This window comes from Tranquillimonas rosea (assembly GCF_900111315.1).
Lineage (GTDB): Bacteria > Pseudomonadota > Alphaproteobacteria > Rhodobacterales > Rhodobacteraceae > Tranquillimonas > Tranquillimonas rosea.
In genome coordinates this window covers 19,120-45,722 of the sequence record NZ_FOGU01000017.1, presented here as the reverse complement: position 1 = coordinate 45,722, position 26,603 = coordinate 19,120, and the positions used below count along the sequence as shown (strand labels likewise).

Here is a 26,603-nt window from a genome sequence, read left to right as displayed (position 1 = left end):
TCGCCGGTCCAAGGCGGCGCTCGCTCTGGACAAGCGGACCCGACGGCGCCCTGCCCCGCGATGCCAAACTCAGAACCCTTCACGGATCTTGTAATGGCTGTGGGCGTGCGGTTCGCCGCGGCCGTGGGAGTGCACGGCCTCGCGGGCCTCGACAGGGATCAGGGCCAGCCGGCCGTGGCGCACGCCGCGTTCCGAGAAGAGGCCGTTGGCGAAATCCTCGACCGCGCCCACGGCCCCGCGCATCACCGTCACCTCCACCGCTGAGTCGTGGTCGACCGGCACGGACAGCGCCGCCACCGTCTGATCGTGGCGCGCGTGGCGGCTTTGGGGGACGCGCCGGCCGAGGTCGCGCGTCGAGAGTTCGAGCGTGTAGCTGACCACGCCGATGCACTCGGCTTCTTCCGGCGCCTGCCGGCTGAGCGCCCGGCGCAGCAGGTCGCGCATCGCTTCCGAACGGTTCGTGGCGTCCGAACGCTCCATGTAGGCGTCGAGCTCGGCGAGCAGCTCGTCTTCGATGGACACCGTGATCCGGGGCATGTGGCCTCCCTCTTGCGCGTGACCCGATGGTTTCCGCCCGGCGGCCCGGACGCAAGCCTTTACCTCGCACTCCGATGCGGTATGAATTCTGCGATCCGAAATCATACGCAGGGACATGATGTCCAAGCTCACGCCCGCCCTCCTCGTCGCCGTCGCCCTCTTCGCCGCGCCCGCCGGCGCGCGCCCCCTCGTCCTGGCCGTGGGGGGCGAGCCCGAGTCCGGCTTCGATCCGGTCACCGGCTGGGGAAGCTACGGCAACCCGCTGTTCCAGTCGACGCTCCTGCGCCGGGATGCCGACCTCGCACTCGAGGGCGACCTTGCGACCGACTGGACGCTGTCTGAGGACGGGACGCTCTGGACGATCACCCTGCGCGACGACGCCCGTTTCTCGGACGGGACACCGCTGACACCCGAGGACGTGGTCTTTACCTACAACACCGCGCGCGACGCAGGCGGCCTGGTGGATCTCACCGGCTTCGACGCGGCACGTGTCAGCGGCCCGCACGAGGTCGAGCTGAAGCTGGCCGAGCCGCGCATCTCGTTCACCAGCCGCCTCGCCACGCTGGGCATCGTGCCGGCGGACGGCTACGGGCCGGGCTATGCCCGCGAGCCGATCGGCTCCGGCCCGTTCCGGATGGTCGAATGGCGCGAGGGCGCGCAGCTGGTGGTCGAGCCGAACCCCTACTGGCACGGCGGAGATGTGCCCTTCGAGCGGGTGAGCTTCGTCTTCGGCTCCGAGCAGGCCGGGCTGTCGCTGGCCCGGACCGGCGCGGCGGATCTCGTCGCGGTGCCCGCATCGCAGGCCGATACCCCGCCCGACGGGATGGAGACGCTGCATGTCGAGACGGTCGACAACCGCGGCCTCATGTTCCCGATGGTCCCCGACACCGGCGCGACGACCGAGGGCGGCGCGCCGATCGGCAACGACGTGACCGCCGACCGGGCGATCCGCGTGGCGGTGAACCGCGCGCTCGATCGCGAGGCGCTGGTGACGCTGGCGTTGAACGGCCACGGCCGGCCCGCCACGGGGCCGGCTGACGGCCTGCCGTGGGACAATCCAGAGGGCGCGCTTCCCGGCAACGATCCCGAGGCGGCGCGAGAGACGCTCGACGCGGCGGGCTGGAGCGACACGAACGGCGACGGCACGCGCGAGAAGGACGGGCGCGACGCCGCCTTCGCGATCGTCTACCCGGCCGGCGACGGCACCCGGCAGGCGCTGGCGCTTGGCGCCGCGCAGCAATTGCGCGAGATCGGCATCGCGGCGACGCCCACCGGGCGCAGCTGGGACGAAATTCGCGCGATGATGCACTCGGAGGTGGTGGTGCTGGGCTGGGGCGCGCATGACCCGTCCGAGGTCTACAACATCCACCACGGCGACTACGCCGGGATCGGCTACTTCAACCCCGGCTTCTACGACAATCCGACGGTGAACGCGCATCTCGAGGCCGCCGAACGCGCCCCGGATTTCGAGGCCTCGCTGGCCGAATGGCAGGCCGCGGAATGGGATGGCGAAACCGGGTTCGGTGCGCGGGGCGATGCCGCCTGGGCGTGGATGGTCAACCTCGAGCACGCCTATTGGGTGTCGGAGTGTCTCGACACCGGGGCACGGCAGATCCACCCGCACGGACATGGTTTCCCGATCACCCACGACCTGCCGGACTGGCGCTGGACCTGCGCGGAATGAGCTGGCTGCGCCCGCTTCTCCTCGGGCGGCTGGTGCGGCTCGCTTGGTTGCTGCCGCTGGCGGCAATCGGGCTGTTCACGCTGATCTCGCTGGCGCCGATCGACCCGGTGCAGGCCTATGTGGGCGACCGCACCTCGCTGGTCGGTCCCGAACAGCGCGAGGCCATCGCCGCCGCCTGGGGCCTCGACCGCCCCGCGACCGAGCGGTTCGGGCACTGGCTGGGCGATGTCCTGCGCGGTGACCTGGGTCGGTCGCTGACCTATGACATGCCGGTCGCCGAGGTGATCGCGCGGCGCTTCCCGGCTTCGCTGGTGCTGATCGCGGGCGCCTTCGCCGTCTCGTTCGTCGTGGGCACGACACTCGGCATCGCCGCGGCGGCGGCGCGGGGCGGCCCTGCCGACCGGATCATCCGCACGCTGGCGGTGGCGCTGTCGGCCAGTCCGGGCTTCTGGATCGCGATCCTGCTCATCGCTCTGTTCGCCGTGGGGCTCGGCTGGTTGCCGTCGTGCTGCGCGGCGCCGCCGGGCCTGACGGCCGGGGAAGCCGGCTGGAGCGACAGGGCGCGGCATCTCGTGCTGCCCGTCGCCACACTTTCGGTCGTGGGCACCGCGCCGCTGATCCTGCACACGCGGCAGCGGCTGGTGGCGTTCCTCGACAGTCCCGCCGCGCTGCACTTGCGGGCGCATGGCCTGTCATGGCAGCGCATCGCCTTCGGCGCCGGGCTGCGCCATGCGCTGGGGCCTGCGCTGACACTGCACCTGGCCGGCGCGGGCGAGCTGTTCGGCGGCTCGGTCCTGGCCGAGACAGTCTTTGCCTGGCCCGGCCTCGGGCAGGCCACGGTGCGGGCCGCGACCGGCGCCGACGCGCCGCTGCTCATGGGGATCGGGCTGACGACGCTGCTCTTCGTGTTCTGCGGCAACCTGCTGGCCGACATCGCGGCGCGGCTGGCCGATCCGCGCCTGCGCCAGGGGCCGGCATGACCGCGCTGGAGATCCTGTCGCGCGGCCCCGGCGGAACGCGGGGCGGGCGCCATCCGCTCTGGCGCGGCGCCGGTGCGGCCGGGCTGGTGCTGCTGATCCTCGCGGCCGCGGCGCTCATGCCCGAGCCATGGCTGGACGTGAACGCGCAGGCAGTGGGGCGGGCGCCCGGTCCCGCACATGCCCTGGGCACCGACAGCCTCGGGAGGGACGTCGCGGCGCGCACCCTGGCCGCGCTGGCGATGAGCGTCAAGATCGGCCTGCTCGCCGCCACCGCCTCGACCGCGATCGCGCTGATCCTCGGGCTGGCCGCGGCGCTCGGACGGGTGGCCGACCACGTGGTCGGCGTGCTGACGGAGCTGGTGCTGGGCCTGCCGCATTTCGTGCTGCTGATCATGGTGGCTTTCGCGACGGGCGCGGGTGCGACGGGCGTGATCTTCGCCGTCGCCCTGACCCATTGGCCGCGGCTCGCGCGGGTGCTGCGGCACGAGGCGCAGACCGTCGCCGCGTCGGATTACGTCGCGACCTCGCGGGCGCTGGGACGCTCGCGTCCCTGGATCGCCCGGCATCACCTGGCGCCGCACCTGTTGCCGCAGGTGGTGGCGGGGTTCGTGCTGATCTTTCCCCACGCGATCCTGCACGAGGCGGGGCTGAGCTTCATCGGTCTCGGGATCGAGCCGCACCTGCCCTCGATCGGCGTGATGCTGTCGGACTCCCTGCGCGAGATCGTCGCCGGTCACTGGTGGGTCGCCGCCGCGCCGGGCGCGGGGCTGGTAATCGTCGCGCTCAGCTTCGAGCGGTTCGGCGAGGTGCTGCGCGCCGCCACCGCCCCGCCCGAGGGCACGCCATGACCCTGCGTGTCGACACCCTCGGCCTCACCCTATCACGCCCCGGCCTGCCCCCGGTCACGGCGCTCGACAGCGTCAGCTTCGCGCTTGAACGGGGCGAGATACTGGGGGTCTCCGGCAGCTCCGGCGCCGGAAAAAGCCTTGTCGCCGCCGCATTGGCCGGCGCCCTGCCGCGCGGCGCCCAGCCTTTCGGCAAGATCACCGTCGATGGCGCCCGGCCGGGGGCGCGGGACATCGCGCTGGCCCCGCAACGTCTGGACGCGCTCGACCCTCTCGCCCCGCTGGGCCGGCAGATCCGGCGCCTCGGCGGACGCCGCAGCGACCCGCGCACCGAATTGGAGCGGGTGGGCCTGTCCGCCGCGTTGACACGAGCCTATCCGCACATGCTGTCGGGGGGCATGGCGCGTCGGGCGCTGCTGGCGACGGCGCTGGCGCGCGGGGCCGACTGGCTCGTGGCCGATGAGCCGACGGTCGGTCTCGACGCCAGTGCCGCGGATCACGTGATGGCCCTGCTGGGCGATCTTGCGCGCGAGAGGCGCGGGCTGGTGGTGATCAGCCACGACCTGCCGCGCCTCGCCGGTCTTGCCGACCGCATCCTGATCCTGCGGCACGGCCGCCCGGAGGAAGTGGCCCCCGCCGCCGCCTTCGCCGGTGACGGCAGCGCCCTGACCAGCCCGTTCGCCCGCGACCTGTGGCGGGCGCAGCTGCCGGAGACCGCATGCTGAGCGCCGAGGGCATCCACCACGCCTACGGCCGCGTGGCCGTGCTCGAAGATGTCGACCTGTCTCTCGCTGCCGGCGAAGTTGTCGGCCTCGGCGGCCCCTCGGGAAGCGGCAAGAGCACCCTCGGCCGCCTTCTCGCGGGCCGTCTGTCGCCATCGGCCGGGCGGATATGCCTCGACGGCGCCCCCCTTCCCGGCACGGCACCGCGGCGCCCTGCCCCGGTCCAATATGCGCCGCAGGTCCCGGAGTTGGCCGTCGACCCGTTCTGGACCGTCGGCCGCATCCTGGACAACGGCGGCACGCCCGATCCGCTCGCCCTCGCGGCCCTCGGCGTCGCCCCGGCATGGCACGACCGGCGCCCGGTGGAACTGTCGGGCGGCGAGCTGGCCCGCGTCTCGCTCGCGCGGCTGTTCCATCCCGCCCTGCGGGTACTGATCTGCGACGAGGTCACCGCCCAGCTCGACGCGCTGGAACAGGCGACCCTGCTGGACCGCCTGACGGCCCTGACCCGGAACCGGCGCATCGGCCTGCTGATCATCAGCCACAACGCCGCCCTCAGAGCGCGCTACTGCGACCGGTCGCAGGTGCTCGGGTAGCGCAATTCCTACTGTCGGCCGCACGCCCCTCCGCGCAGGCACGAAAATCGCCTGCACCGACAGCGGAAATCCGCACCGACATCCGCGCACCCGGGCGCTCAGGCGCCGGCGAGCACTCCTGCGAGGTTGTCCGCAAGGAACCACTCGCCCGCTCCGTTCGTCCCTACTCTCCTGGCATCGAGCGCCGCGCCATGTCCGGCGCGCAGAAAAACGGCAGCGATCGCGAGCGAACGGAGGACGATCATAACCTATTTCTGGAGCCTCTCGTCGGCCGGCTTTGCGGCGACCGCCATCAGTTACGGGCCCGCGCGGATGGGGTTCGGCCTGTTCGTGCCCGAGTTCCGGTCCGCGTTCGAGATCTCGACCTCGACCGTGGGCTTCATCTCGTCGCTGGGGTTCTTCGGTTTCTTCCTGGGGCTCCTCGTGGCGCAGACGCTGCTCCGCCGGCTCGGGCCCGAGCTGCCGGTCCTGTCGGGGCTGATCGCGGCTGTGCTGGGGATGGCGACCGTCGCGGCGGCGCCGAACCTGACCTTCCTGGCGCTCGGGGTATTCCTGGCGACGTCCAGCGCGGGCTTCGCCTGGACGCCGTTCAACGACGCGGTTCATCGCTCGGTCGAGGACGAGAACCGGCCGGCCTCTCTCTCGGCCGTCAGCAGCGGCACCGGGATCGGCATCGCCGGCGCGGGGGTCGCGGCATTGGCGACGGTCTTCACCGGCCTGTCGTGGCGCGTCTGCTGGTCGATCTTCGCCATCGCGGCCGCGCTCGTGCTGATCGGCAACTGGGCGGCCCTGCGCAGCATCGGAAAGGACACCGAGGGCACCTGGTCCCGCGGCTGGAGCGATCTTCTGCCCGTCGCCGCGATCCCGCTCTATGCCGTCGCCTTCGCCTACGGCACCAACTCGGCGATCTACATCGCCTTCGCCGGCGACCAGATGGCCGAGGCCGGCGGCGTGCCGGGCCTGCCTGCGGCGGCGACCCCGCCGCTCGTCTTCATCTTCTATGGCCTGTTCGGGCTGGCCGCGCTCGGCACGGGGCGGGTGAAGGCGATGGTCGGGCTGCCGATGCTGCTGCGGCTGATCATGCTTGCCGGGACAGCGTCCTGCGTCCTCGTGGTGATCCTGCCGGCATCCTGGGTGGGGCTGATCCTGTCGGCGGGGCTGCAGGGGCTGCACGTGATGATGACGAGCGCAATCCTGGCCTTCTGGTCGGATCGCCTGTTTCCGACCCTGCCCTCGCTCAGCTTCACCGCGGCGCTTCTGGCGACCGCGACGGGCAGCGTCATCGGTCCGGCCTTGGCCGGGCTGGCGTCGGACGCGTTCGGCGCCGAGGCGATGTTCCTGGGCACCGCGGCTTTGCCGGCCCTGACCGCCGCGGCCCTGCTGAACCGCTTCGTCCGCGAGCGCGCGGTCGACGGCTGAGGGCTCGCGGGGGCCGGCGCGATCAGCCGTTCCGCGCGGGGCCCAACCCCTCCAGATGCCCGGACCTCGCGCCTGCCTCCGGATCGGCGCTGAGGAAGTCCCGCAGGGCGACTTCGAGCGCGGCCCAGTCGGTGAACTCGTGCTCGCCCTCGCCGGGATCGTAGTCCCGGTCGCGCAGGACGACGTGGCGGACCACCTGGGTCGCGAAGTAGTCGTAGCGTCCGGTCCGCACCGCGCCCGCGGCCAGCACCTCGACCTCGGGCCTGAACCCCGTACGCATCTCCAGCTCGTTGAGATAGTCGCGCGCCTCGCCAAGGCCCTCTTCGAAGGCGGCGCTCAGACTGACCGAAATCAGCAGTGTCTTGCGGGCAGCCAGGTCGTCGGCCGAGGTGGTCAGGAGGAACTCGAACTCCTTGGGGTGCCGCCGCTCGTGCACCGGCGCCGCCAGGATCACGCGGTCGACGCCGTCGAACGAGACCGGTGCCGTCTTGTCCGCCGTATCGAACATCGTGACCTCTTCGCCGGCCTTGTCGGCGACGTCGCGCGCGAACCGGGCGATCTTGAGGGTCTGGCCCTCGAGCGACTGGTATATGATCAGCACTGACATCCGTCCTCCTCGAGCGTGCGTGGCTCCTGCTGCGGGTTTGCGCGAGGCAGGATAGGACGGATGGCGCCGCCGCTCGTTGTTCCAGATCAAGGGAGACTATGGCAGGAACGGCGCCCGATGAGGGCGCCGTTGGATCGTCGTATGCGAGAGATCAGAGCATGCCGCAGAAGCGCATCACGTCCTGGATCGACTTGATCGGGTGCTGGGCGTCGAAATGCTCTGGCTGCCAGCGGCCGCCTGGCGCGTTCCAATAGCTCTCGATGTCGTTGACCACGAGACCGACCAGGGTGTTGGCGACGATATGGCTTCCGAGCGGGCCCAGATGCTCGCCATTGCCCAGAACCTCGGCCTCCTTGAGGATGTAGAACCACAGCGGGGTGTTGGTGTCGAAACCACCGTCCTTGACCGCCTTCTGCCGCGCGTCGCTGCCCTCGGCGAGCTGTTCCGGCGTGAGCACGTCGAACTGCTTGTAGCCCGAGTTCAGCACGGACTCGACGCAGGACTGCGCCGTGGGCAGGCTCAGCCGGTAGCCACGCCGAAGGTTCCGCCGCGCGAGGTGCTTGAACACGCCGGCGGGCTGATTCACGAGGTCCAGCAGCGGCGGCGCGAGCTCGGTGTCGATCTTGCGCGCCGACCGGCCTGGATTGGCGGGGTCGATGCTGACCCAGCGATCCCACTCGACCACCCAGTTCTGCGGCAGTTGCTCGACCGGGAAACCGTTCATCCGGCCGTCGCCGGTGAACGCGAACAGGTCGTTCATCGCCGCGAAGGGCTGAAGCGGCGTCGAGCCGCCTTCGGCCTGGCCGAAGAAGCGGTTGTGGTCGTAGCCGCCCCGCACCATTGAATGTCCAAAGCGGAAGCCCGCGACCGAGAACTCCAGCGGCATCGGCATCTTGGGGCCGCTGCCGTTGTGCATGTCGTAGAACGCCGTGTAGAGCGGCGCGGCAAGATCGACCACCTCGTCCACGATGGCCGGGTCGCAGACGGTGGGCAGGTACTCGTGGAGCACCAGCCATTGGTAATGCCACCGGGTCAGGCGCCGCGCGGTGTCGAAACTGCGCGACTGGGTCGCGTCGGCCAGCTTGTTGTGGAACCGCAGGAACAGCACCTGCAGCTGCGCGACGATCAGGTTCTCGTCGTTGCGGCTGTCGCCGATGATCGCGCGGGTCGGGATCGGGTTGCCGTCACCGTCAAGGAACACACTGCGCAGGTCCGGATCCGGGATCGCCCGCAGCTCCTCCACGGTCAGGATGTTGTTGCGCAGCAGGAAGCCCAGGCGCAGCAGGTCGGTCGCGTTGTCCGTCTCCGGCAGCGGGACCCTTCCCCCCACCGCGGCCGGCAGCCCGAGGCGCATCTTGGCGCGGTTTCCCGGAAACCGCATGATCTGCGACAGGCGGTTGGCGAAGGGGCCCTGCCCCACGGTGTCGCCATACAGGCTGTCGAGCCCGAGCGAGCCGTCGCGCAGGTTGAAGAGGTTGGCCGTGACCTCGTCACGCGTCTTGGGGCTGATGTTGCCCTCGATCATCGACACGTCGCTCTCGCGGTCAGTGTTCGCGGTCATGTCGTGGTCGATGAACTGGCCCCAATAGGTGAAGACCGGCGGGATCTGAGAATTCTGCTCCGCCGAGACGGGGTTCGCCTCGACCATGCTGTCGGCCAGAGCGTCCAGCAGCTCCGGCATGTCCGCGCTTTCCGGCAGGGCATAGCCGCTGGGGAAGTAGTAGCAGAACTTGCCGACATCCTCGGTGGGCATGTCCGCCGACACCATGTCGGCGTCGCCGGCCATTCCGGCCTCGGCCGGTTCGCCCTCTAGCTCCGGCTCGCGCGTCGGCGCCGCGTAGCCTTTCAGGTGCATATCCGGCGCCACCGCCGTGAGCGGCGCTCCCGCAGTCTTGGACGCCGCATCCTTCTCCTGCACGACGTGCTGGCCGTGTCCCAGGCAAAACAACATTGGAGTATCCTTATTGCTGCAATTGAACGCGCCATACCCGGCGCCGGACCACTAAAAATACAGAGGGCCTGCTCTCGTAATGGTTGCAGTATTACCCAATTTTCGCCTTTCCCGCAATATTACGAAGGGTAAGGTTTCCCGTACCGAAAGCTTCTTTCGATGTTGGCACCGAAAGGTTTGACCTGCCGTCAATGCCTGTCTGAACGCGCCGCGATACGCCCTTCGGCGCAGTTCGGGCAAGCTGCCCTATCCGATCTGCCGAAGTGATCGGACAGCCGCGTCTTCTATTCTCTGCCGGTCACTTCGGAAGAGGACTGGTGATGGACGGTACCCAACTCGACACGGCCCCGCACGCCGGCGCCCCTGACCGCGCCGCGACGATCAACCTGCTGGGAGTGAAGGTCTCGGCGCTGAACCTGCCGGAGGCCGTCCGCCGCATCGAGGACGCGGTGGTCCGGCGCGAGCGCGGCTATGTCTGCGTAGCGGGCGCGCATGGGCTGGTCGACTGTCAGGGCGACCCCGCCCTCCGGGAGGCCTTCAACAACGCGCTCCTCGTCACGCCCGACGGGATGCCGCTGGTCTGGGAATTGCGCCGACGGGGCCATGCCGAGGCCGGCCGGGTCTATGGTCCCGACCTGATGCTCGCCCTGATCGAGCGCGGACAGCTCAACGGGCTGCGCCACTATCTATATGGCGCGACACCCGGAACGCTGGCCAAGCTCGAGGCCGCGCTCACGCGGAAATCACCCAGGGCGCGCATCGTCGGCAGCTATTCCCCGCCTTTCCGCCCCCTGACCGAGACCGAGGAAGCAGACGTCGCCCGCCGCATCAACGCCGCGGCTCCCGACCTTGTCTGGGTGGGTCTCAGCGCACCGAAACAGGAACGATGGATGGCCCGAATGCGTCACCGTCTCGAGGCCCCCGTCCTGCTCGGCGTAGGCGCGGCGTTCGATTTCCACGCGGGAAACGTGCGACAGGCACCGGCCCGGCTTCAGCGGGCCGGGCTGGAATGGGCATTCAGGCTGGCCGCCGAGCCGCGGCGCCTGTGGCGCAGATACCTGCGCGTGGTGCCCCGATACCTCGCACTGCTGGCGCTGCAGCGCACCGGGCTACGAAGGTTTCCGGACCCCGGCTCGCAGCCGCCGGCCTGATCGGGAGCGCGGGGGACGAGCGATGCGCACATCGAGGCCGCCCTAGAGCCGAATGGCGGCACCGGTCTAGACGCACTCACGGACCGAACAATGCGAACCCGCCCTGCGGGAATCGCCCCTCTACTTCGATCGGCAAAGTCACTACGCCAATTCGGCGTATGGCGGATTCCGGCTGGCAGGAGGCGGAAGGGACGCGCTCAAACTGATAAATTAAGTTTTTCGAAACCTCTCGGACAAGAGTAGGCGAAACTCTGCGCAGAACTCGCTTTTCCACCGCGAGGCACGTAAACTACGGAGTCGACATGAGAAATCGCGGCACCCTCGTTTCGTCACGGAATCCGGTCCAAAAGCCCTGTTTAGCAACACCGCGAAAGTTGCGAGATCCCGCTGATTAAGCCCGTGGCCGGTCAAGACATTCTACCATAACGCGAAATTTTGGGCGGCTCGCGTCGAACCCGGGACGTCCTAGACATAAGTCTCGGCAGACGGTCGCCGGCCCTTGTCGAGACGCCTCCCGGGACCCTTGGCCTGCCTTCCGCCCCGAAGATATTCCCTTTCACTGCGAGCTTGTGAAAAGCAGCCACAGGAAAAAGGCACCAGATCGATGGCAATCTACTACGTCGCAACCGACGGCAGCGACAGTGGGGTCGGCAATTCGGATGACCCCTTCCGCACGATCAACCATGCATTGAACTCGGGCCTTGAGCCTGGAGACGAGGTCGTTGTTCGACCCGGGACCTACAACGAGCAGGTCAATATCAACGCGGGCGGCTCGGCCGCCGGCAATGTGACCCTGCGGTCGGAGGTGCCCGGGGAGGCGCTGATCCGCCCCCCTTCATCGGCCTATAACGCCGTCAGCATCAACGACAACTATGTGACGATCGACGGTTTCGACATCACGGGCAACGGTGGTGACGGCATCGAGGCGAACGATGTCCACCACATCGAGGTCCTGAACAACATCGCCCACGACAGCGGCGAATCCGGCATTCAGTTCAACTGGTCGGAGTTCATTCGAGTCGAGGGCAACACGACCTATGGCAACGCCAGCGACGGTTGGTTCTCCGGCATTTCGATCTACCAGAACCGGAACATCACCGGCGACACCGAGACCGAAGGCTTCCGGACCGTCATCAAGGACAACGTCTCTTACGACAACATCACACAAACCGGTCAGCACACCGACGGCAACGGGATCATCATCGATGATTTCCAGAGCACGCAGACCGACGGCTTCCCCAACTACACCTTCCCCACGCTGGTCGAGAACAACCTCGTCTACCAGAACGGCGGCAAGGGCGTGCAGGTGGTCTGGAGCGACAACGTAACGGTCAAGAACAATACCGCCTGGCACAACAACCAGGACGACCAGAACAGCGGCACGTGGCGCGGCGAGATCAGCAACTCGCAGTCCAGCGACAACACGTTCGTCAACAACATCGCCGTCGCCGATCCTTCGGTGAACAGCAACAACACCGCGATCGACAGCACGTCCTACGGTGGCTACACCAACGACAACGTCACCTGGTCGAACAACCTGACGTTCAACGGCACGCCCGGCCAGGCGTCGGTTCGGACCGACGGCGGCAACGCGGGTCCGACCGAAGCCAACGGCAACCTGCTTGGCGTGAACCCCGAGTTCGTGAACCCGGGCGTCAACTTCGCGCTGGCGGGCGACTCGCCGGCGATCAACGCGGGCACCGACTCCTTCGGCCTGCCCGAGAACGATCTGGACGGCGGTGCGCGTGTGGTCGACGGCGCGGTCGACCTGGGCCCCTATGAGGAAGGCTCAGGCGGATCGGGCGGCGGCGGCTCCCAGCCCGAGCCGGAACCGGAGCCGACCAATGCCGCGCCGAATGCGCAGGATGACGAGGCCGGCACGACGACGGCCGGCGAGTCCCTGACGATCCAGGCGGGTGCCCTGCTTCAGAACGACGGCGACCCGGACGATGACTCGCTCACCATCACCGACGTGTCGTCCGGCAACGGCGGCAGCGTCGAGATGAACGACAATGGCGCGATCGTCTTCACGCCCTCCGCCTCGGCGTCGGGCGAGACCAGCTTCAACTACACCGTTTCCGACGGCAACGGCGGGACCGACAACGCTTCGGTGACGGTCGACACGACCGCGGCGGACGACGGCGGGACTGACGGTGGCGGCTCCGATGGTGGAAGCACCGGCGGATCCGACGGTGGCGATACCGGCGGCACCGATGACGGTGACACCGGTGGATCCGACGGTGGTGACACCGGTGGAAGCGACGGCGACGACGATTCCGCCGACAATTCCGGTGGCGACGGCGAGACCTTCAGCCTGTGGGACGAGGGCGCTACGCCCGAGACGATCACCGATCCCGATGGCAAGTCGGTCGAGCTGGGGCTCGAGTTCACGGCCAAAGAGGACGCGACGCTGGATGCGGTGCGTTTCTACAAGAGCGCGGACAATACCGGCGTTCAGCACGTAAGCCTCTGGAACTCCGACGGTGAGCTTGTCGCGCGGACCGACGCCGACAACCTGACGTCGGAAGGCTGGCAGGAAGTCGCGTTCGACACCGCGGTCGACCTCGAAGCGGGCGAGACCTACACGGCCTCGTACTTCACCGAGAGCGGCAAGTACTCGGTCAGCGAGGAGTACTTCACCGGGTCCAGCAACGAAGGCCCGATCTCGATCGGTGAAAACGCCGGCGTGTACGCCTACACCAACTCGGCCGACGACGCCCCGAGCCAGACATACAAGGCCAGCAACTACTGGATCGACCTCGTCGTCGACCAGGGCGGCTCGTCGGATGTCTCGCCGGATAGCGGCAGTAGCTCGGACGTGATCGGCGAAGCGGACACGGTGACGGTGCAGCAGTCGGGCCCCGACCAGTGGCACCAGGTCTCGTTCGGCCAGGAGCTCGACGATCCGGCGGTGGTCATGAGCACCATGACATCGAACGGCGCGCAGCCCGAGATCGTCCGCGTGCGCAACGTGACCGACACCGGGTTCGAGTTCCAGATGGACGAGTGGGACTACCAGGACGGCAGCCACGTCTCCGAGACCCTGAGCTGGGTCGCGGTGGAAGCCGGCACCCACACGCTCGAGGATGGCCGCACCGTCACGGCCGGCCACGGCTCGGGCGATGGCGGCTGGAGCGACGTCTCCTTCGACGGGGCGTTCGGCGACACGCCGGCCGTGTTCGCGCAGGTCTCCGGTGACGAGAACGGTCGCGCCGTGACCGAGCGGGTCGACGGCGTCTCGTCCGACGGCTTCAAGGTGTCGATGTCCGACCAGGAGGCGGCGAACGGCTCGGTCTCGGGCGAGGCCTTCGACTGGATCGCGGTCGATACCGGCGGTCGCGCCTCGAACGGCAGCATGGCCGGCGTCAAGGGTGGCGTCAACGACACCTGGAGCGACCTCGGTTTCGAGGACAGCTTCGCCAACGACGAGTTCGCCTTCCTGGCCGACATGCAGACCACCAACGGCGGCAACCCCGCCACGCTGGAAGTCGCCTCGATCGAAAGCGACCAGGCCGAGTTGCGCGTTCGCGAAGAGACCTCGAACGACGCGGAAACCTTCCACGTCGAAGAGAGCGTCGGGTACGCCGGCATGGACGTGGGCCAGATCGTCGCGGCCAAGTCGGACGCAGACGACGCGATGGCCTGACGCCGAACTGCCTCCGGCGCCCGCCCGATCGGGCGCCGGATTCCCATACTGGCGCTTCCGGATTCTCCGGGGGCGCCTTTTTTCGTCCGCGGCCCCGCGGGGCCCGCCGCCCTCGTCTATTGGGTGAAGACGGACCCTTGCACCGGGCGCCTTTCACCGAAAGGCCAATGCCCAGGACCGTCTCCGCGCCTTCGGATGAGCGTGACTGACCGATTGGCCCGATTTTCCAGGATCCCGAAGACATTAAAGTCGGCTCGTGAAGAGGCCTCTGCGTCTTCAGCCATTTGATGTCATTTATTTCGGAGATCGGTCACTTGCCCCAAAAGGATTGTGACATCGCGCCGGACGCGCGCATTTTCCAGCCGGAGCTGGTCAACCTGTACGGGTGCAGCATCGGCTCCGAGACCAGGATCGGCCCCTTCGTCGAAATCCAGTCCGGCTGCGTCGTCGGGGCCCGCTGCAAGGTCTCGTCGCACAGTTTCCTGTGCGAGGGGGTGACGCTCGAGGACGAGGTCTTCGTCGGGCACGGGGTCATGTTCACCAATGACCTCTTCCCCGCCAGCACCACCCCCGACGGCAGCCTCAAGGGCGGCGACGACTGGGAGTGCGCACCGGTTCTGGTTCGCGAGGGCGCGGCGCTCGGCTCGAATGCCACGATCCTTGGCGGGATCACCATCGGATCCCACGCGCTTGTCGGCGCCGGTGCCGTCGTCACCCGCGACGTCCCCGACTTCGCCATCGTCGCCGGCAACCCGGCGCGGGTGGTCGGCGACGTGCGCCATCGCGCGCCCCGGGATGCGGGCGCCACTTCGCAACCAGACAACATCGTGGGGCTGTCATGATCAGGATCGGCATCGCCGGATACGGCTACTGGGGCCCCAACCTTGCGCGTGCGGTCGCGGAAAGCGGCGCGGCACGGGTCGAGATGATCGCGGACATGTCCGACGCCGCGCTGAAGCGCGCGTCGCTGCGCCATCCCGCGGCCGCGCTGACCACCGACATCATGGAGATGATCCGCTCGCCGCAGATCGACGCCGTGATGATCGCCACGCCGGTCAACACGCATTACCCACTGGCACTGGCGGCGCTGCAAGCCGGCAAGCACGTCGTCGTCGAGAAACCGATGGCCGAAACCGTCGCCAATGCCTCGCGCCTCGTGGACGAGGCCCAGCGGCGCGGCCTGACGCTGATGGTCGACCACACCTTCGTCTATACCGGTGCGATACAGGCGATCTCGAAGCTGATCCACTCACGCGAACTGGGGGACATCTACTACTATGACTCCACCCGCGTGAATCTCGGGCTGTTCCAGCGCGACGTGAACGTGATCTGGGACCTCGCCGTCCACGACTTCGCGATCATGGACCACCTGTTCGAGAGCAAGCCCGCGGCGATCTCGGCCAGCGCGGCGGGCTTCCTCAGCAACAGCCCCGAGAACATGGCGCACCTGACCGTCCACTACGAGTGCGGCGCGATGGCCCATCTCAACGTGAACTGGCTCGCGCCGGTGAAGATCCGCCAGACCCTGATCGGCGGCAGCAAGAAGATGGTCATCTACGACGACATGCAGGCCAGCGAGAAGGTCAAGATCTACGACCGCGGCGCCGTGAAGGGCCAGGACGACTACGCCCATCTCGTGTCCTACCGGCTGGGCGACATGCATGCCCCGGCCCTTTCGACCAAGGAAGCGCTCGTTTCCGAGACGGAAGAGTTCGTCCGCTGCATCGACACAGGCGATACGCCGATCACCGACGGTGTCGGCGGACTGCGCGTCGTCGAGATGCTCGCCGCCGCGTCCCGCTCGACCGAGCTGCGCGGCCATCCCGTCGACCTCGTCAGCCTGAAGGTGGCGTCATGATCCCGTTCCTCGATCTTCAACGCCAGTATGCCGGCATCGCCGACGAGCTCGAAGAGGCCGTGCTCACCACCCTGCGCAGCTGCGGCTACATCCTGGGTGAACCGGTGGAGCGCTTCGAACGGGATTTCGCCGCCTATTGCGGCACCGCCGAGGCCATCGCCCTCAGCTCCGGCACCGCGGCGCTGCATCTCGCGCTGCTCGCGCTCGACATCGGACCGGGCGACGAGGTCATCACCGTCCCGACGACCTTCGTGGCGACGGTCGCGGCGATCCTCTATGCCGGCGCCCGACCCGTCATGGTCGACGTCGACCCCGATACGCTGACGATGGATCCGGCCGCGATCGAAGCCGCGATCACGCCGCGCACCAAGGCGATCATGCCGGTGCACTTCCACGGCCGGCTGGCCGACATGGACGGGATCCTGTCCGTCGCCAGGACGCACGGCCTGCGCGTGATCGAGGATGCGGCCCAGGCCCACGGCGCACGGCGCAACGGCACCAAGGCGGGCGCGTTCGGTGATCTCGGCTGCTTCAGCTTCTATCCCGGCAAGAACCTCGGCGCGGCGGGCGAAGGCGGTGCCGTCACGACCAGCGACCCGGACCTCGCGCAGAAGATCCGCCAACTGCGCGACTGGGGCCAGACCGAACGCTACGTCCACGCCATGCTCGGCTACAACTACCGCATGGACGCGATCCAGGGCGCGGTCCTGGGCGTCAAGCTCAAGCGGATCGATGCGTGGAACGCGGCCCGGCGCAACATCGCCAACGCCTACGATTCCGGCCTGTCGCCGATGCTGCTCAAGGCCTTCGGCCCCTTTGGCGAGGATCATGCCTGCCATGTCTACGCCGTGTTCCCGTCCGACCGCGAGGCGCTGCGCGCCGGTCTGACCGAGGACGGCGTGTCGACCAACATCCACTATCCCTATCCCGTGCATCTGCAACCGGCCTATGCTGACCTGGGCTATGGCCCCGGCCGCTTTCCGGTCGCGGAATCCTATGCGCGGCACACGCTCTCGCTGCCACTGTTCCCCGAACTCTCTCCCGGTGAACTCTCGCACGTCATCACGGCGACGAACCGGCTCGTCGACCGCGCGACGCATGACCGTCCGAGCCGGAAGGAGTACGCATAGTGACCCAGCAGAGCATCCTTTCCGACAAACGCGTGCTCGTCACCGGCGGCAGCGGCTTCGTCGGCTCGCACATCGTCGACCTTCTCGTCGACGCGGGCTGCAGGGAAATCCTCGTGGTCGACAACATGGTGCGCGGCCGGGCCTCGAACATCGCCGCGGCGATGGACAGCGGACGCGTCACCCTGGTCGAGGGCGACATCCGCGATACCGAGCTGATGCGCCAGCTGATCGAAGGCACGGACACCGTCTTTCACCAGGCGGCGCTGCGCATCACCCATTGCGCGGCCGAACCGGACGAGGCGATGTCGGTCATGGTGCAGGCCACCTACGACATCCTGCAGCAATGCGTGCGCCAGAAGGTGCGCAAGGTCGTGATGGCTTCGTCCGCCTCGATCTATGGCCTCGCGCCGCATTTCCCGACGCCCGAGAGCGACCCGCCCTACGACAACCGCACCCTCTACGGAGCGGCGAAGAGCTTTGGCGAGGGGCTGCTGCGGTCATTCAACGACATGTACGGGCTCGACTACGTCGCGCTGCGCTACTTCAACGTCTACGGGCCCCGCATGGACCTGCACGGCAAGTATACCGAGGTCATGGTCCGGTGGATGGAGCACCTGGCCGACGGCAAGCCGCCGATCGTGTTCGGGGACGGCGCGCAGACGATGGACCTGATCCACGTGCGCGACATCGCCCGCGCGAATATCCTTGCGGCCACCAGCCCAGCGACCGACGCCGTGTTCAATATCGGCAGCCAGACCGAGACCTCGCTTCTGCAACTGGCGCAGTATCTCGCTGACGGGATGGATCGCGGGCACCTGGTCCCCGAGCACGCGCCGGCACGCTCGGTCAACCCGGTGCCGCGCCGGCTGGCCCTGTGCGACGCCGCGGTCGAGCAGCTCGGCTTTCGCGCCAGCATCGACCTGCGCGACGGGCTTCGGGAACTGATCGACTGGTGGCAGAGCGAACGGTCCGACGCTCCGGTCGAGGACGCCGCGCAATGATCCCGATCGCCATGCCCCTCCTCGGAGAGACCGAGGCCGACGCCGCCCGGAACGCGGTGCTGTCCGGCTGGGTCTCGCAGGGCCCCGAGGTCGGCCGTTTCGAGACCGAGTTCGCCGCCTTCGTCGGTGCCGACCATGCCTGCGCGGTGTCCAACTGCACCACCGCCCTGCACCTCGCGCTTCTGGGCGTTGGCGTGGGGCCCGGCGACGAGGTCGTCACGGTCAGCCACTCATTCATCGCGGGCGCCAACGCGATCCGCCAGTGCGGCGCGATGCCGGTTTTCGTCGACATCGAGCAGAGCGGCTTCAACATCGATCCCCAGGCGGTCGCGGCCGCCCTGACGCCGCGCACGCGGGCGATCCTGTGCGTCCACCAGATCGGCATGCCCTGCGACATGGGCGCGCTGATGACCATCGCCAACAGCTTCGGACTGCCGGTGATCGAGGACGCGGCCTGCGGCGCGGGGTCAGAGATCCGCATCGACGGGGCGTGGCAGAAGATCGGCCGTCCCATCGGCGATGTCGTCTGCTTCTCGTTCCACCCGCGCAAGGTCATCACCACCGGCGAGGGCGGCATGCTGACCACCAACCGCGCCGATCTCGATGCCGGCTTCCGCCTGCGGCGCCAGCACGGCATGTCGGTGTCGGACACCAAGCGGCACGCCAGCGCCTCGGTCGTGTTCGAGACCTACCCGGTCCGCGGCTACAATTACCGCATGACCGACATTCAGGCGGCCATCGGGCGCGCGCAGCTTCAGCGCCTGCCCGAGATCGTGGCGCGCCGGCGCGAACTGGCCGACCGCTACCACGGGGCGATCGAGTCGATGCCCGGCCTGACGCCGCCGGTCGAGCCGAGTTGGGCGCGCTCGAACTGGCAGAGCTACTGCGTCTCCCTCGCGCGGGGGGTCGACCAGAAGAAGCTGATGCAACGCATGCTCGACCGGGGTGTCGCGACCCGGCGCGGGATCATGAACGTGCATCTAGAGGGTGCGTATTCCGGGCTCGACCTGACCCACGCGCTATCGCGCTCGGAGATGGCGCGCGACCGCTGCATTCTGCTGCCGCTCTACGCCCAGATGACGGACGAAGAGCAGGACAAGGTCCTCACCGTCCTGCAGGAGGCGATGTCGACGCTTCAGACGACACCGCTGCGGCAAAAGATCAAGGCCTGAGGCCCGCCGATCAGCCCCCCCGCCCCTTCAGGGGGCGGGCGGGGTTCCCGGCGACCACCGCCCCGGGCGCGACATCCCTGACCACCACCGACCCCATCCCGACAAGCGCGCCAGCGCCGATGGTGGTGCCGTTCCGAATCGCGCTGCCGCTGCCGATATAGCAGCTGTCCCCGACCTCGACGCTGCCGGCGAGGATCACCCCCGCCCCCACCAGGCTGTGTGCCCCAATCGTCACGTCGTGGTGCACGACGGCGTGCGGCATGATCATCACGTGATCGCCGATATGGGCGTTCGAGGTCACCGTCACCCCCGCATAAAGGACGGCGCCCTGCCCCATCTCGGCGAAACGCGACACACGCGCCTGCGGATGCACGATCGTGGCGAAGCGGTCCCGTGCAAGGCCCAATCCACCGATAAGCCCTGCACGGGCGCGATAGCTCCGATCCGACCCGATGAGAAAAACGAATCGCGATTCGGCGAATTTGGAGTACGCCGAGAGGGGAAGAACCGGCACTCCTTCGAAGTGAGCGTCCTCACCGCACTTGCCGTCGTCCAGTATTGCCGGGATGTGGAAATTATCGGCAAGAACTTCGAAAAGCTCCACGCAGTTACCACTCAGTCCGATCGGGACGATTTCTTTATTCGCCATAAGTTCTTACCCTGACTTTAAGGGGAATGTCGACATCCTATCGGGACAGTGCGGGCATGACCATGCCCGGAAAAAAAGGCTTTTGGATGACGCCCCCCCCGATCATACGCAAAAGTTAACACCGCCTTTGTGGCTTATGCTATTCTCGCTATACGGGTGTTCAAACATGCCGTGCATGGCCCAAGAGAACGAATTCGAGGGACGCGCCGCATGCCATGCATCTCAGGAAACACAAGATAGAACAAAGATCATGGAGGATCATTTCTTACATCATCTGAATTGCCTCCGGCCAACTTTCGCGCCGCGGACACTACTTTAACGACAAAATATAATGCTTGGGTTAGGTAAGATGACCAAATTCTCCGAGAATTCCAGGTCTTTCGAACAATACGAACGACCTTCTATCTACTCCCAAAGGCTTAACGAAGATCATCTTATTGATCTGGAAAGGCCACCCCTTCCATCTATCGTGAATCTCATTTCCGCGCCCTCCCTGGAACGGGAATGTGTCATCGCCTCCCTGCGCCATCTCTTTCCGCGCGCCGAAATTCGCAGCTTCGATTCGGGTTCGGAATGGGAAGCCCATGCGACGGAACAGAACCCCAACGAGATCGTGCTCTACAACCTCGGCGATCGGTCGATTTCCGATTACGAGACGAAAGAGGCGGTGCGCGGGTTCATCCACCGGGCGGGGAACCGCAAGGTCATCATCATGGCCAAGAGCGAGGAACCCTCGGCGTTCTTCGACGCGCTCGAGTGCGGCGCAGCCAGCTACATCCCGCCAAGCGTCGGTCTCGAGGACCTGATCGAGGCGATGCGCCTCTCCTCGTCCAAGAGCGTCGTGATCTCGCGGAAGAGCGTCGAGGTGCTGCGCAAGGCGATGACGCTTCAGCCGGCGGCGGCCTCGCAGAAATGCGGCCTGGAACGCTACTTCACCGAACGGCAACTCGCCGTCGCCCGCGCCCTGCAGCGCGGCGCTGCGAACAAGACCATCGCCTACGAACTCGACCTCTGTGAAAGCACCGTCAAGGTTCACATCCGCAACATCATGCGCAAGCTGAAGGCGACGAACCGCACCCAGGCGGCCTACAAGCTCAACGAGTTGGCCCAGGGCAACACTTCCATCGAAGTGCGGTCGGGCTCCTGACCGCTTTTCGGGCTGCGACGACCGGGGCGCGCGGGCACCATCGCGCGCCTTGGCCGTTTTCAGGCCGCCCTTGCCCGCGCCCGCCAGGCTCCCAGTGCCTCGGCCGCGCGCGTCACCTCGACGGCTAGCGGATGGGCGACAAGAACCAGCGCCCCGTACCAACCCAGGGCGGCCCCCAGGACGGCCCCGACCGTCTCGGGCACGCTCAGCACCGAGCCGAAGACGAGGACGATCACCGCCGGCACCAGCCCCGCCCCCAGCGCCACCGCCAGGCTGCGCAGCACGAGCGCGCCGAAAGCTCCCCAGGCGAACTCCACGCGGCGATGCACGATAACCAGCATCACGCCGATCTGCAGCGCGTTCGCCAGGAACATGCTCCACGCCAGCACCGTCAGCCCGTACTGCGCCGCCACCAGGATCACGCCGCCCGACAGGGGCAGAGCGATCAAGCTGACGAGAGCCATCTCCCGCATCCGCCCCAGGGCGACCAGGACCGGATAGGCCAGGTAGATCGGGAACAGCGTGAACGCCGCCAGCGCCACGATCCGGACCAGCGGCACCACCTCGAGCCATTGCTGCCCCAGCATCACCCGCACGATCGGATCGGCCAGCAGCGCAAGGCACAGAAGCGCCGGCCATTGCAGCGCCGAGATCATGGACAGGCCCAGAAGGTAAGGTTCGGTCAGGCTCTGCCTCTCACGAACCCGGACCGAGAACGCCGGCAGGACGACAGGCTGCACCGCGCTGAGAAGCAGCCGGTCGGGCAGCTGCGTCAGCGAGATCGCGCGAGAGAACAGACCGACCGCGGTAAAGCCGAGGATGCGCGCGATGATCAGGCGCGGCATCGCATCGTAGAGCATCCCCAGAAGCGTCACGACACTGGACCACGCCCCGAACGGCGCAATCTGGCGCCAGTGTCGCACCGTGGGCCGGAAGATCCACCACTCGGGTCGCGCCACCGCAGACCCGATCGCCGTCACCACCGCCGCGGCCACCGCGCCCCAGACGAGGCTGAAGGGACCGAAGCCCAGGGCCGCCAGGGCGATCGTCACGGCGGTGTTCACCGCCACCGCCGCAATGCTGATCCGCGCGACGATGCCGAACTGCATGTCGCGTCGCAACAGCGCGAGGAGCGGATTGCTGATCGGCGCGAAGAGGAACGCGAACGCCGCGATCCGCATCAGCGCGCCGAGATCGGGCTCGCCGTAGACCTGCGCAAGAAGGTCCGCCCCGAAATAGACGCACAGCCCCAGCGTCAGCGAAAGCACCCCGATCAGCGTGACCGCGCCGCGCACCAAGTCCGGCGTCAACTCCGGCTCGCGGATCAGGAACGCCGCGACGCCGAAATCGCGAAACGCCTCGATCAGCAGGACCAGGCTGCTGGCCACCATGAAAAGGCCGACCTCGGCTGGGGTCAGCAGACGGGACACCGCCGCCATCATCACCAGCGACAGGATCAGCCCCACGGTCTTGTCGGCAAAGGCGGCAACCAAGGAACGACGCACCATGTCAGGCACCCCTGAACGCGATAAGGACAAGCGCGGCGCGGCGCATCACGTCACCCCCGCTCCACGGCATCGCGCGACGCCACCCGGAAGCGACGCTCGCGCAAATAGAAATAGGCCGTCCGCGCGGCATCGGCGGTCAGAGCGACCCGGCCGGGGCGATACCCGACGGCCGCGCGGCACACGCGCAGCAGCGTATCGCCGACAACCTCGATCCCGTGATTGGCAACGACGAACTCGCGCCCGAACGCACCCAGCGCCGTCCGCAGGTCCGGCGACCGCGCAAGCGCGCGGATCGGCCCGGACAGTGCCGCATTGTCTGCCCCGCCGGCCCCGTGTCCGAACATGCCCGTCTCGATGAACCCCTCCGCCGTCTCGGGCGAGAACAGCCGCGCGAAGCCCGCCTCGCCTGTCACCACGACCGGCTTGCCGAAGGCGAGACCGCGCAGGGACGAACCGCCCATGCCCAGCACGATATCCGCCGCCGCGTAGGCGGGGCGCGGATCCGTCATCGCACCGGCCAGGCTGATTGCCTCGCGCCCCAGAGCGGCATTCGCCCGACCGGCTGTCTCGCGGATGCGCGGCATCGCCGCCCCGTCCCCGACGATGAGATACGTCAGCGGCAGGGTGTCCCCGAGCTCGCGCACGACCTCGATGGTGCGCTTGATGCTCTCGGACTTCATGTATTCCGACAGCCGCGACACCGACACCAGCAGCACCGCATCCCCCCCGACATTTAGGCGGCGGCGCAGTGCAGCGCCGTCCGAGGCCCCCGGCGCGTTGGCCTCGGTGTCCACCGGCGGAGGCAGCAGCGCCGTGCGGCTCCAGCCCGCGGCCTCGGCCTGCCGGCGCAGACCCTCGAACCCGAAGGTCGTGGGCACGCCACGGGGCATCGCTCGGGTCAGGTGCATCATCATGTCGGTGATGACCAGCGGCACGCCCTCGGGCAGATGCACGCCGCAATAGGCTTCGAGCCCCTGCCACCAATCCCACGCCTGGATGATGTCGGGACGCACCCGGCACACCGTGTCGCGCAACGCCCTGATCCGCGCCGGCGAGGGATGCAGGCGCACGTCGGGCGCCGGGATGAACGGCAGGCCCCGGGCCCGAAGCAACTCCAGCGCCGGCCCCTCTGTGGCGTGCACCGTCACGTCGACCCCGCGCCTGTCCCGGAGGAAGGCGGCGAGGTCGATCGCGTTGATCTGGGTCCCGCCGAGCTCGAGCCGGTGGGCGAAGACGAGAAGCTTCACACGTGCGCTCCGTTGCCCCGACGCGAGACCTCCTGCGCGGCGAGCGGCGTGGACACCGGCGTCCGGTTCAGGCTCGGCGCGCCGACCAGCGGCACCGTCGCGGGCGTCGACAGCAGGCTGTCGAAATACGCGATCGTGTGGCCCAGCCCCTCGCGCAGCTGCACGCGCGGCGCCCATCCCAGCACCTCTGTGGCGCGGGTGATGTCGGGCTTGCGCTGCAGCGGGTCATCCTTCGGCAGCGGCCTGTAGACGAGCGGCGACCCCGAGCCTGTCAGCTCGATCACCATCTCGGCCAGCTCGCGCATCGTGAACTCGCCCGGATTGCCGAGGTTGATCGGCATCTCGGCCCCGTCGGGCGCGTCCATCAGCAGGCGGAAGCCGCGGATCAGGTCTTCGACGAAGCAGAACGAGCGGGTCTGCAACCCGTCGCCGTACAGCGTCACCGGCTCGCCCTTCAGCGCCTGCACGATGAAGTTCGACACCACTCGACCGTCGCTGGGATTCATCCGCGGACCGTAGGTGTTGAAGATGCGCGCGACGCGGATATTCACGCCGCACTGGCGGTGATAATCGAAGAACAGCGTCTCGGCACACCGCTTGCCCTCGTCATAGCACGAGCGTGGCCCGTTCGGGTTGACGTTGCCCCAGTAGCCTTCGGGCTGCGGATGCACCAGCGGATCGCCGTAGACCTCGCTCGTCGACGCCTGGAAGATCTTCGCCTTCATCCGCTTGGCGAGGCCCAGCATGTTGATCGCACCCATCACACTTGTCTTCACAGTCTGGACCGGGTCGGTCTGGTAATGGATGGGCGAGGCCGGGCATGCGAGGTTCCAGATCTCGTCGACCTCGACATAGAGCGGCATGGTCACGTCGTGACGCATCAGCTCGAAGCGCGGGTTGTCCACCAAGTGCAGCACGTTGCGACGTGCGCCGGTCTGAAAGTTGTCGACGCACAGAACGTCGTGGCCATCCGCCAGAAGGCTCTCGCACAGGAACGAGCCGAGAAAGCCAGAGCCGCCGGTGACCAGGATTCGCTTGGAATCGTGCATATCCCTGTCCTTTCTAACTATTTCTTCAAGGGCGCCGCCGCGCGGAGCCGGGGAATGGAAAAATCAATAGGCGCCCTTGCGGCCGATCACGGCGGCGAAGGTCCGGAGAATGATGGAGAGGTCGAACCAGAACGACCGGTTGTCGATATAGTAGCCGTCGAGCTGCTCCTGCTGCGCCACGTCGGCAGCGCTGCGGTCCGAGATCTGCCACAGTCCCGTCAGGCCGGGCACGACCGAGGCGCGGCGGGCCCGGAACTCGGGACGCATCGCGGCAAGGTGATACTCCGGAAACGGCCGAGGCCCCACCAGCGTCATGTCGCCCCGCAGGATGTTGAAGAGCTGCGGCAGCTCGTCCAGGCTCGACGCCCTCAGCACACGGCCGACCACGGGCAGGATGCGCGGATCGTTCCGCAGCTTGTAATGGGTCTCCCACTCCTTGCGGGCGTCGGGATCGCGGGCCAGCAGGTCCTCGAGCATCCGGTCCGCGTCGCGGTACATCGTCCGCAGCTTGAGCACGCCGATCCGGCGGCCGCCCAGGCCCTCGCGCATCTGCACGTAGAAGGCCGGCCCCGGATCGACGATCTTGATCGCCGCCGCGAAGACCAGCAGGACCGGCGCCGCGACCATCATCGCCGGCACCGTGACGGCAAGGTCGACCGCCCGTTTCGCCGCCGAAACGGTCCCGCGCCGCGTGTGCCCCGACAGGCGCAGTCCCAGCGTGCCGCCATGCTGCACGGGCGTCACGCCCGAAAGCCGCGCCTTCGGCAGGTCGGACACCAGCAGCACCTCGGCGAATTGCCGGCGCAGAAGCTCCAGCGTGGCGGGCTCGGGCAGCGCGTTGCCGGCCCAAAGGGCAGCCTCGGCCCGACCGGGATCGCGCGTCGGCGTCAGCCCGTAGCCCGGCTGGGCGTTCAGGAACTCGCTCAGCGCCTCGACCCGCTCGGGCGTGCCGAACAGGCGCACCTGCATGCCGCCAAGCCCGGTCCTGCGAAGGACGAACCGCACCAGCCACCCCGCCGCGATCTGCAGCAGGCCGACCGCCGCGAACAGCACCGCCAGAAGCGCCACCTGCGCCGGGGTCGCCCCGGTCAACATCACGGCACCGCCCGCGGCGATGACGAGCGCGCCGGCCCAGGCGGCCACGGCCCGCCGCAGCACGGCTTCGGGATGATGGCCGATGCCCGGATAAAGGCCGCTCGCCGCCTTCATTCCGATCTGGACCGCCCCGGCAAAGGCAAGGACGGGCACGATCACGGCGGACGAGGCCAGCAGCCCCGGCGCCAGCAGCAGCCCGACGACGGCGAACGCGCCGGCATCGGCTAGCACCAGCGCCCCGGTCGCCACGGCCCGGCGTGCCATGCCGGCCGCCCCGATACCCGACGGAACCGTCCCGTCGAGAGGCACCGGTATTCCGTAGAAATCGCTTTCCTCGGACGAAAGCTGAAGCGACGTAATGGTCATCAGAACCTGTCCCGGCCCGTGGGCCTGCCGTCATTCATAAAATGAGTTCAGTGTTTTAAGTAATTGAATCGGAACCGAAGAAATCATCGAGCGACCGCGCCCCCGGTTTCCGAGTTCACCGCGCATCGAGGGCATCGTAGGTAGGCAGCCGGTATCGCGGAACCTGACCAAAGGGGCGCTGCGGCGGCAATTGGCCGTATCCTTCGCCGTACCGCGCCGCCGAGTGGATCATCCTAAGGGTGA

22 protein-coding genes are annotated in these 26,603 nt (G+C 67.9%); 14 read left to right on the top strand and 8 right to left on the bottom strand.

Annotated elements, in window-relative coordinates; genetic code table 11:
* Positions 1 to 69 precede the first annotated feature (69 nt).
* On the bottom strand, positions 70 to 537 hold the full coding sequence (gene nikR, locus BMZ25_RS19020) for a nickel-responsive transcriptional regulator NikR (protein WP_092696226.1): 468 nt from the start codon (positions 535 to 537) through the stop codon (positions 70 to 72).
* 118 nt (positions 538 to 655) lie between these two features.
* On the opposite strand from nikR, the gene BMZ25_RS19015 reads away from it, so the two are divergent.
* From BMZ25_RS19015 to BMZ25_RS18990, 6 genes are all read left to right on the top strand, one after another.
* Complete coding sequence (locus BMZ25_RS19015) at positions 656 to 2,221, top strand: ABC transporter substrate-binding protein (protein ID WP_092696246.1); 1,566 nt, start codon at positions 656 to 658, stop codon at positions 2,219 to 2,221.
* Complete coding sequence (locus tag BMZ25_RS19010) at positions 2,218 to 3,201, top strand: ABC transporter permease (RefSeq protein WP_092696225.1); 984 nt, start codon at positions 2,218 to 2,220, stop codon at positions 3,199 to 3,201. The genes BMZ25_RS19015 and BMZ25_RS19010 overlap by 4 nt, the downstream gene beginning before the upstream one ends.
* Entirely contained in the window at positions 3,198 to 4,049 is an 852-nt protein-coding gene (locus tag BMZ25_RS19005) for an ABC transporter permease (RefSeq protein WP_092696224.1), read from the top strand. Before BMZ25_RS19010 ends, BMZ25_RS19005 begins: the two co-directional genes overlap by 4 nt.
* Positions 4,046 to 4,771 carry an ATP-binding cassette domain-containing protein gene (locus BMZ25_RS19000; protein ID WP_092696223.1) on the top strand — a complete coding sequence of 242 codons (726 nt, stop codon included), beginning with the start codon at positions 4,046 to 4,048 and terminating at the stop codon, positions 4,769 to 4,771. Before BMZ25_RS19005 ends, BMZ25_RS19000 begins: the two co-directional genes overlap by 4 nt.
* On the top strand, positions 4,765 to 5,364 hold the full coding sequence (locus tag BMZ25_RS18995; protein WP_092696222.1) for an ABC transporter ATP-binding protein: 600 nt from the start codon (positions 4,765 to 4,767) through the stop codon (positions 5,362 to 5,364). The genes BMZ25_RS19000 and BMZ25_RS18995 overlap by 7 nt, the downstream gene beginning before the upstream one ends.
* Positions 5,365 to 5,490: 126 nt before the next feature.
* Positions 5,491 to 6,783 carry a YbfB/YjiJ family MFS transporter gene (locus BMZ25_RS18990; RefSeq protein WP_268874234.1) on the top strand — a complete coding sequence of 431 codons (1,293 nt, stop codon included), beginning with the start codon at positions 5,491 to 5,493 and terminating at the stop codon, positions 6,781 to 6,783.
* A gap of 22 nt (positions 6,784 to 6,805) precedes the next feature.
* Here the strand turns inward: BMZ25_RS18990 and BMZ25_RS18985 are convergent, their stop codons facing one another.
* Complete coding sequence (locus BMZ25_RS18985; RefSeq protein WP_092696221.1) at positions 6,806 to 7,390, bottom strand: flavodoxin domain-containing protein; 585 nt, start codon at positions 7,388 to 7,390, stop codon at positions 6,806 to 6,808.
* A gap of 151 nt (positions 7,391 to 7,541) precedes the next feature.
* Positions 7,542 to 9,341 carry a peroxidase family protein gene (locus tag BMZ25_RS18980; protein ID WP_092696220.1) on the bottom strand — a complete coding sequence of 600 codons (1,800 nt, stop codon included), beginning with the start codon at positions 9,339 to 9,341 and terminating at the stop codon, positions 7,542 to 7,544.
* A 320-nt stretch (positions 9,342 to 9,661) separates the two neighbouring features.
* Between BMZ25_RS18980 and BMZ25_RS18975 the strand changes: the two genes are divergently transcribed.
* The 7 genes from BMZ25_RS18975 (at position 9,662) to BMZ25_RS18945 (ending at position 19,299) form a co-directional block, all read left to right on the top strand.
* Positions 9,662 to 10,492, top strand: coding sequence for a WecB/TagA/CpsF family glycosyltransferase (locus tag BMZ25_RS18975; RefSeq protein ID WP_092696219.1), 831 nt, complete (start codon positions 9,662 to 9,664; stop codon positions 10,490 to 10,492).
* Positions 10,493 to 11,096: 604 nt separating this feature from the next.
* Complete coding sequence (locus tag BMZ25_RS18970; protein ID WP_092696218.1) at positions 11,097 to 14,138, top strand: DUF4082 domain-containing protein; 3,042 nt, start codon at positions 11,097 to 11,099, stop codon at positions 14,136 to 14,138.
* 314 nt (positions 14,139 to 14,452) lie between these two features.
* Entirely contained in the window at positions 14,453 to 14,980 is a 528-nt protein-coding gene (locus BMZ25_RS18965; RefSeq protein WP_218142574.1) for an acyltransferase, read from the top strand.
* Positions 14,977 to 15,996 (top strand): Gfo/Idh/MocA family protein, encoded by a 1,020-nt coding sequence (locus tag BMZ25_RS18960; protein WP_092696216.1) that lies wholly within the window; start codon positions 14,977 to 14,979, stop codon positions 15,994 to 15,996. Before BMZ25_RS18965 ends, BMZ25_RS18960 begins: the two co-directional genes overlap by 4 nt.
* Positions 15,993 to 17,126 (top strand): DegT/DnrJ/EryC1/StrS family aminotransferase, encoded by a 1,134-nt coding sequence (locus tag BMZ25_RS18955; RefSeq protein WP_092696215.1) that lies wholly within the window; start codon positions 15,993 to 15,995, stop codon positions 17,124 to 17,126. Before BMZ25_RS18960 ends, BMZ25_RS18955 begins: the two co-directional genes overlap by 4 nt.
* Entirely contained in the window at positions 17,126 to 18,127 is a 1,002-nt protein-coding gene (locus BMZ25_RS18950; RefSeq protein WP_092696214.1) for an NAD-dependent epimerase/dehydratase family protein, read from the top strand. The genes BMZ25_RS18955 and BMZ25_RS18950 overlap by 1 nt, the downstream gene beginning before the upstream one ends.
* On the top strand, positions 18,124 to 19,299 hold the full coding sequence (locus BMZ25_RS18945) for a DegT/DnrJ/EryC1/StrS family aminotransferase (protein WP_092696213.1): 1,176 nt from the start codon (positions 18,124 to 18,126) through the stop codon (positions 19,297 to 19,299). The genes BMZ25_RS18950 and BMZ25_RS18945 overlap by 4 nt, the downstream gene beginning before the upstream one ends.
* A 10-nt stretch (positions 19,300 to 19,309) precedes the next feature.
* Here BMZ25_RS18945 and BMZ25_RS18940 read toward each other — a convergent pair whose 3' ends face one another.
* Positions 19,310 to 19,948: an acetyltransferase gene (locus BMZ25_RS18940; RefSeq protein WP_092696212.1), complete on the bottom strand. Its 639-nt coding sequence runs from the start codon at positions 19,946 to 19,948 to the stop codon at positions 19,310 to 19,312.
* 349 nt (positions 19,949 to 20,297) lie between these two features.
* Here BMZ25_RS18940 and BMZ25_RS18935 point away from each other — a divergent pair, with 349 nt between their 5' ends.
* A complete protein-coding gene (locus BMZ25_RS18935) occupies positions 20,298 to 21,095 on the top strand; it encodes a response regulator transcription factor (protein WP_092696211.1) in 798 nt (265 codons plus the stop codon).
* Between the two features lie 59 nt (positions 21,096 to 21,154).
* Here the strand turns inward: BMZ25_RS18935 and BMZ25_RS18930 are convergent, their stop codons facing one another.
* From BMZ25_RS18930 to BMZ25_RS18910, 4 genes are all read right to left on the bottom strand, one after another.
* Positions 21,155 to 22,603: an oligosaccharide flippase family protein gene (locus BMZ25_RS18930; RefSeq protein WP_092696210.1), complete on the bottom strand. Its 1,449-nt coding sequence runs from the start codon at positions 22,601 to 22,603 to the stop codon at positions 21,155 to 21,157.
* Between the two features lie 50 nt (positions 22,604 to 22,653).
* Positions 22,654 to 23,850, bottom strand: a complete 1,197-nt coding sequence (locus BMZ25_RS20585) for a glycosyltransferase family 4 protein (RefSeq protein ID WP_177190542.1) — start codon at positions 23,848 to 23,850, stop codon at positions 22,654 to 22,656.
* A complete protein-coding gene (locus BMZ25_RS18915) occupies positions 23,847 to 24,899 on the bottom strand; it encodes a UDP-glucuronic acid decarboxylase family protein (protein WP_092696209.1) in 1,053 nt (350 codons plus the stop codon). The genes BMZ25_RS20585 and BMZ25_RS18915 overlap by 4 nt, the downstream gene beginning before the upstream one ends.
* A 63-nt stretch (positions 24,900 to 24,962) precedes the next feature.
* On the bottom strand, positions 24,963 to 26,360 hold the full coding sequence (locus BMZ25_RS18910; protein ID WP_092696208.1) for a sugar transferase: 1,398 nt from the start codon (positions 26,358 to 26,360) through the stop codon (positions 24,963 to 24,965).
* Between the last annotated feature and the right edge of the window lie 243 nt (positions 26,361 to 26,603).

Coding starts and splice junctions, on each gene's coding strand:
- nikR (WP_092696226.1), bottom strand. CDS start 537: ATGCCCCGGATCACGGTGTCCATCGAAGACGAGCTGCTCGCCGAGCTC.
- BMZ25_RS19015 (WP_092696246.1), top strand. CDS start 656: ATGTCCAAGCTCACGCCCGCCCTCCTCGTCGCCGTCGCCCTCTTCGCC.
- BMZ25_RS19010 (WP_092696225.1), top strand. CDS start 2,218: ATGAGCTGGCTGCGCCCGCTTCTCCTCGGGCGGCTGGTGCGGCTCGCT.
- BMZ25_RS19005 (WP_092696224.1), top strand. CDS start 3,198: ATGACCGCGCTGGAGATCCTGTCGCGCGGCCCCGGCGGAACGCGGGGC.
- BMZ25_RS19000 (WP_092696223.1), top strand. CDS start 4,046: ATGACCCTGCGTGTCGACACCCTCGGCCTCACCCTATCACGCCCCGGC.
- BMZ25_RS18995 (WP_092696222.1), top strand. CDS start 4,765: ATGCTGAGCGCCGAGGGCATCCACCACGCCTACGGCCGCGTGGCCGTG.
- BMZ25_RS18985 (WP_092696221.1), bottom strand. CDS start 7,390: ATGTCAGTGCTGATCATATACCAGTCGCTCGAGGGCCAGACCCTCAAG.
- BMZ25_RS18980 (WP_092696220.1), bottom strand. CDS start 9,341: ATGTTGTTTTGCCTGGGACACGGCCAGCACGTCGTGCAGGAGAAGGAT.
- BMZ25_RS18975 (WP_092696219.1), top strand. CDS start 9,662: ATGGACGGTACCCAACTCGACACGGCCCCGCACGCCGGCGCCCCTGAC.
- BMZ25_RS18970 (WP_092696218.1), top strand. CDS start 11,097: ATGGCAATCTACTACGTCGCAACCGACGGCAGCGACAGTGGGGTCGGC.
- BMZ25_RS18960 (WP_092696216.1), top strand. CDS start 14,977: ATGATCAGGATCGGCATCGCCGGATACGGCTACTGGGGCCCCAACCTT.
- BMZ25_RS18955 (WP_092696215.1), top strand. CDS start 15,993: ATGATCCCGTTCCTCGATCTTCAACGCCAGTATGCCGGCATCGCCGAC.
- BMZ25_RS18945 (WP_092696213.1), top strand. CDS start 18,124: ATGATCCCGATCGCCATGCCCCTCCTCGGAGAGACCGAGGCCGACGCC.
- BMZ25_RS18940 (WP_092696212.1), bottom strand. CDS start 19,948: ATGGCGAATAAAGAAATCGTCCCGATCGGACTGAGTGGTAACTGCGTG.
- BMZ25_RS18935 (WP_092696211.1), top strand. CDS start 20,298: ATGACCAAATTCTCCGAGAATTCCAGGTCTTTCGAACAATACGAACGA.
- BMZ25_RS18930 (WP_092696210.1), bottom strand. CDS start 22,603: ATGGTGCGTCGTTCCTTGGTTGCCGCCTTTGCCGACAAGACCGTGGGG.
- BMZ25_RS18915 (WP_092696209.1), bottom strand. CDS start 24,899: ATGCACGATTCCAAGCGAATCCTGGTCACCGGCGGCTCTGGCTTTCTC.
- BMZ25_RS18910 (WP_092696208.1), bottom strand. CDS start 26,360: ATGACCATTACGTCGCTTCAGCTTTCGTCCGAGGAAAGCGATTTCTAC.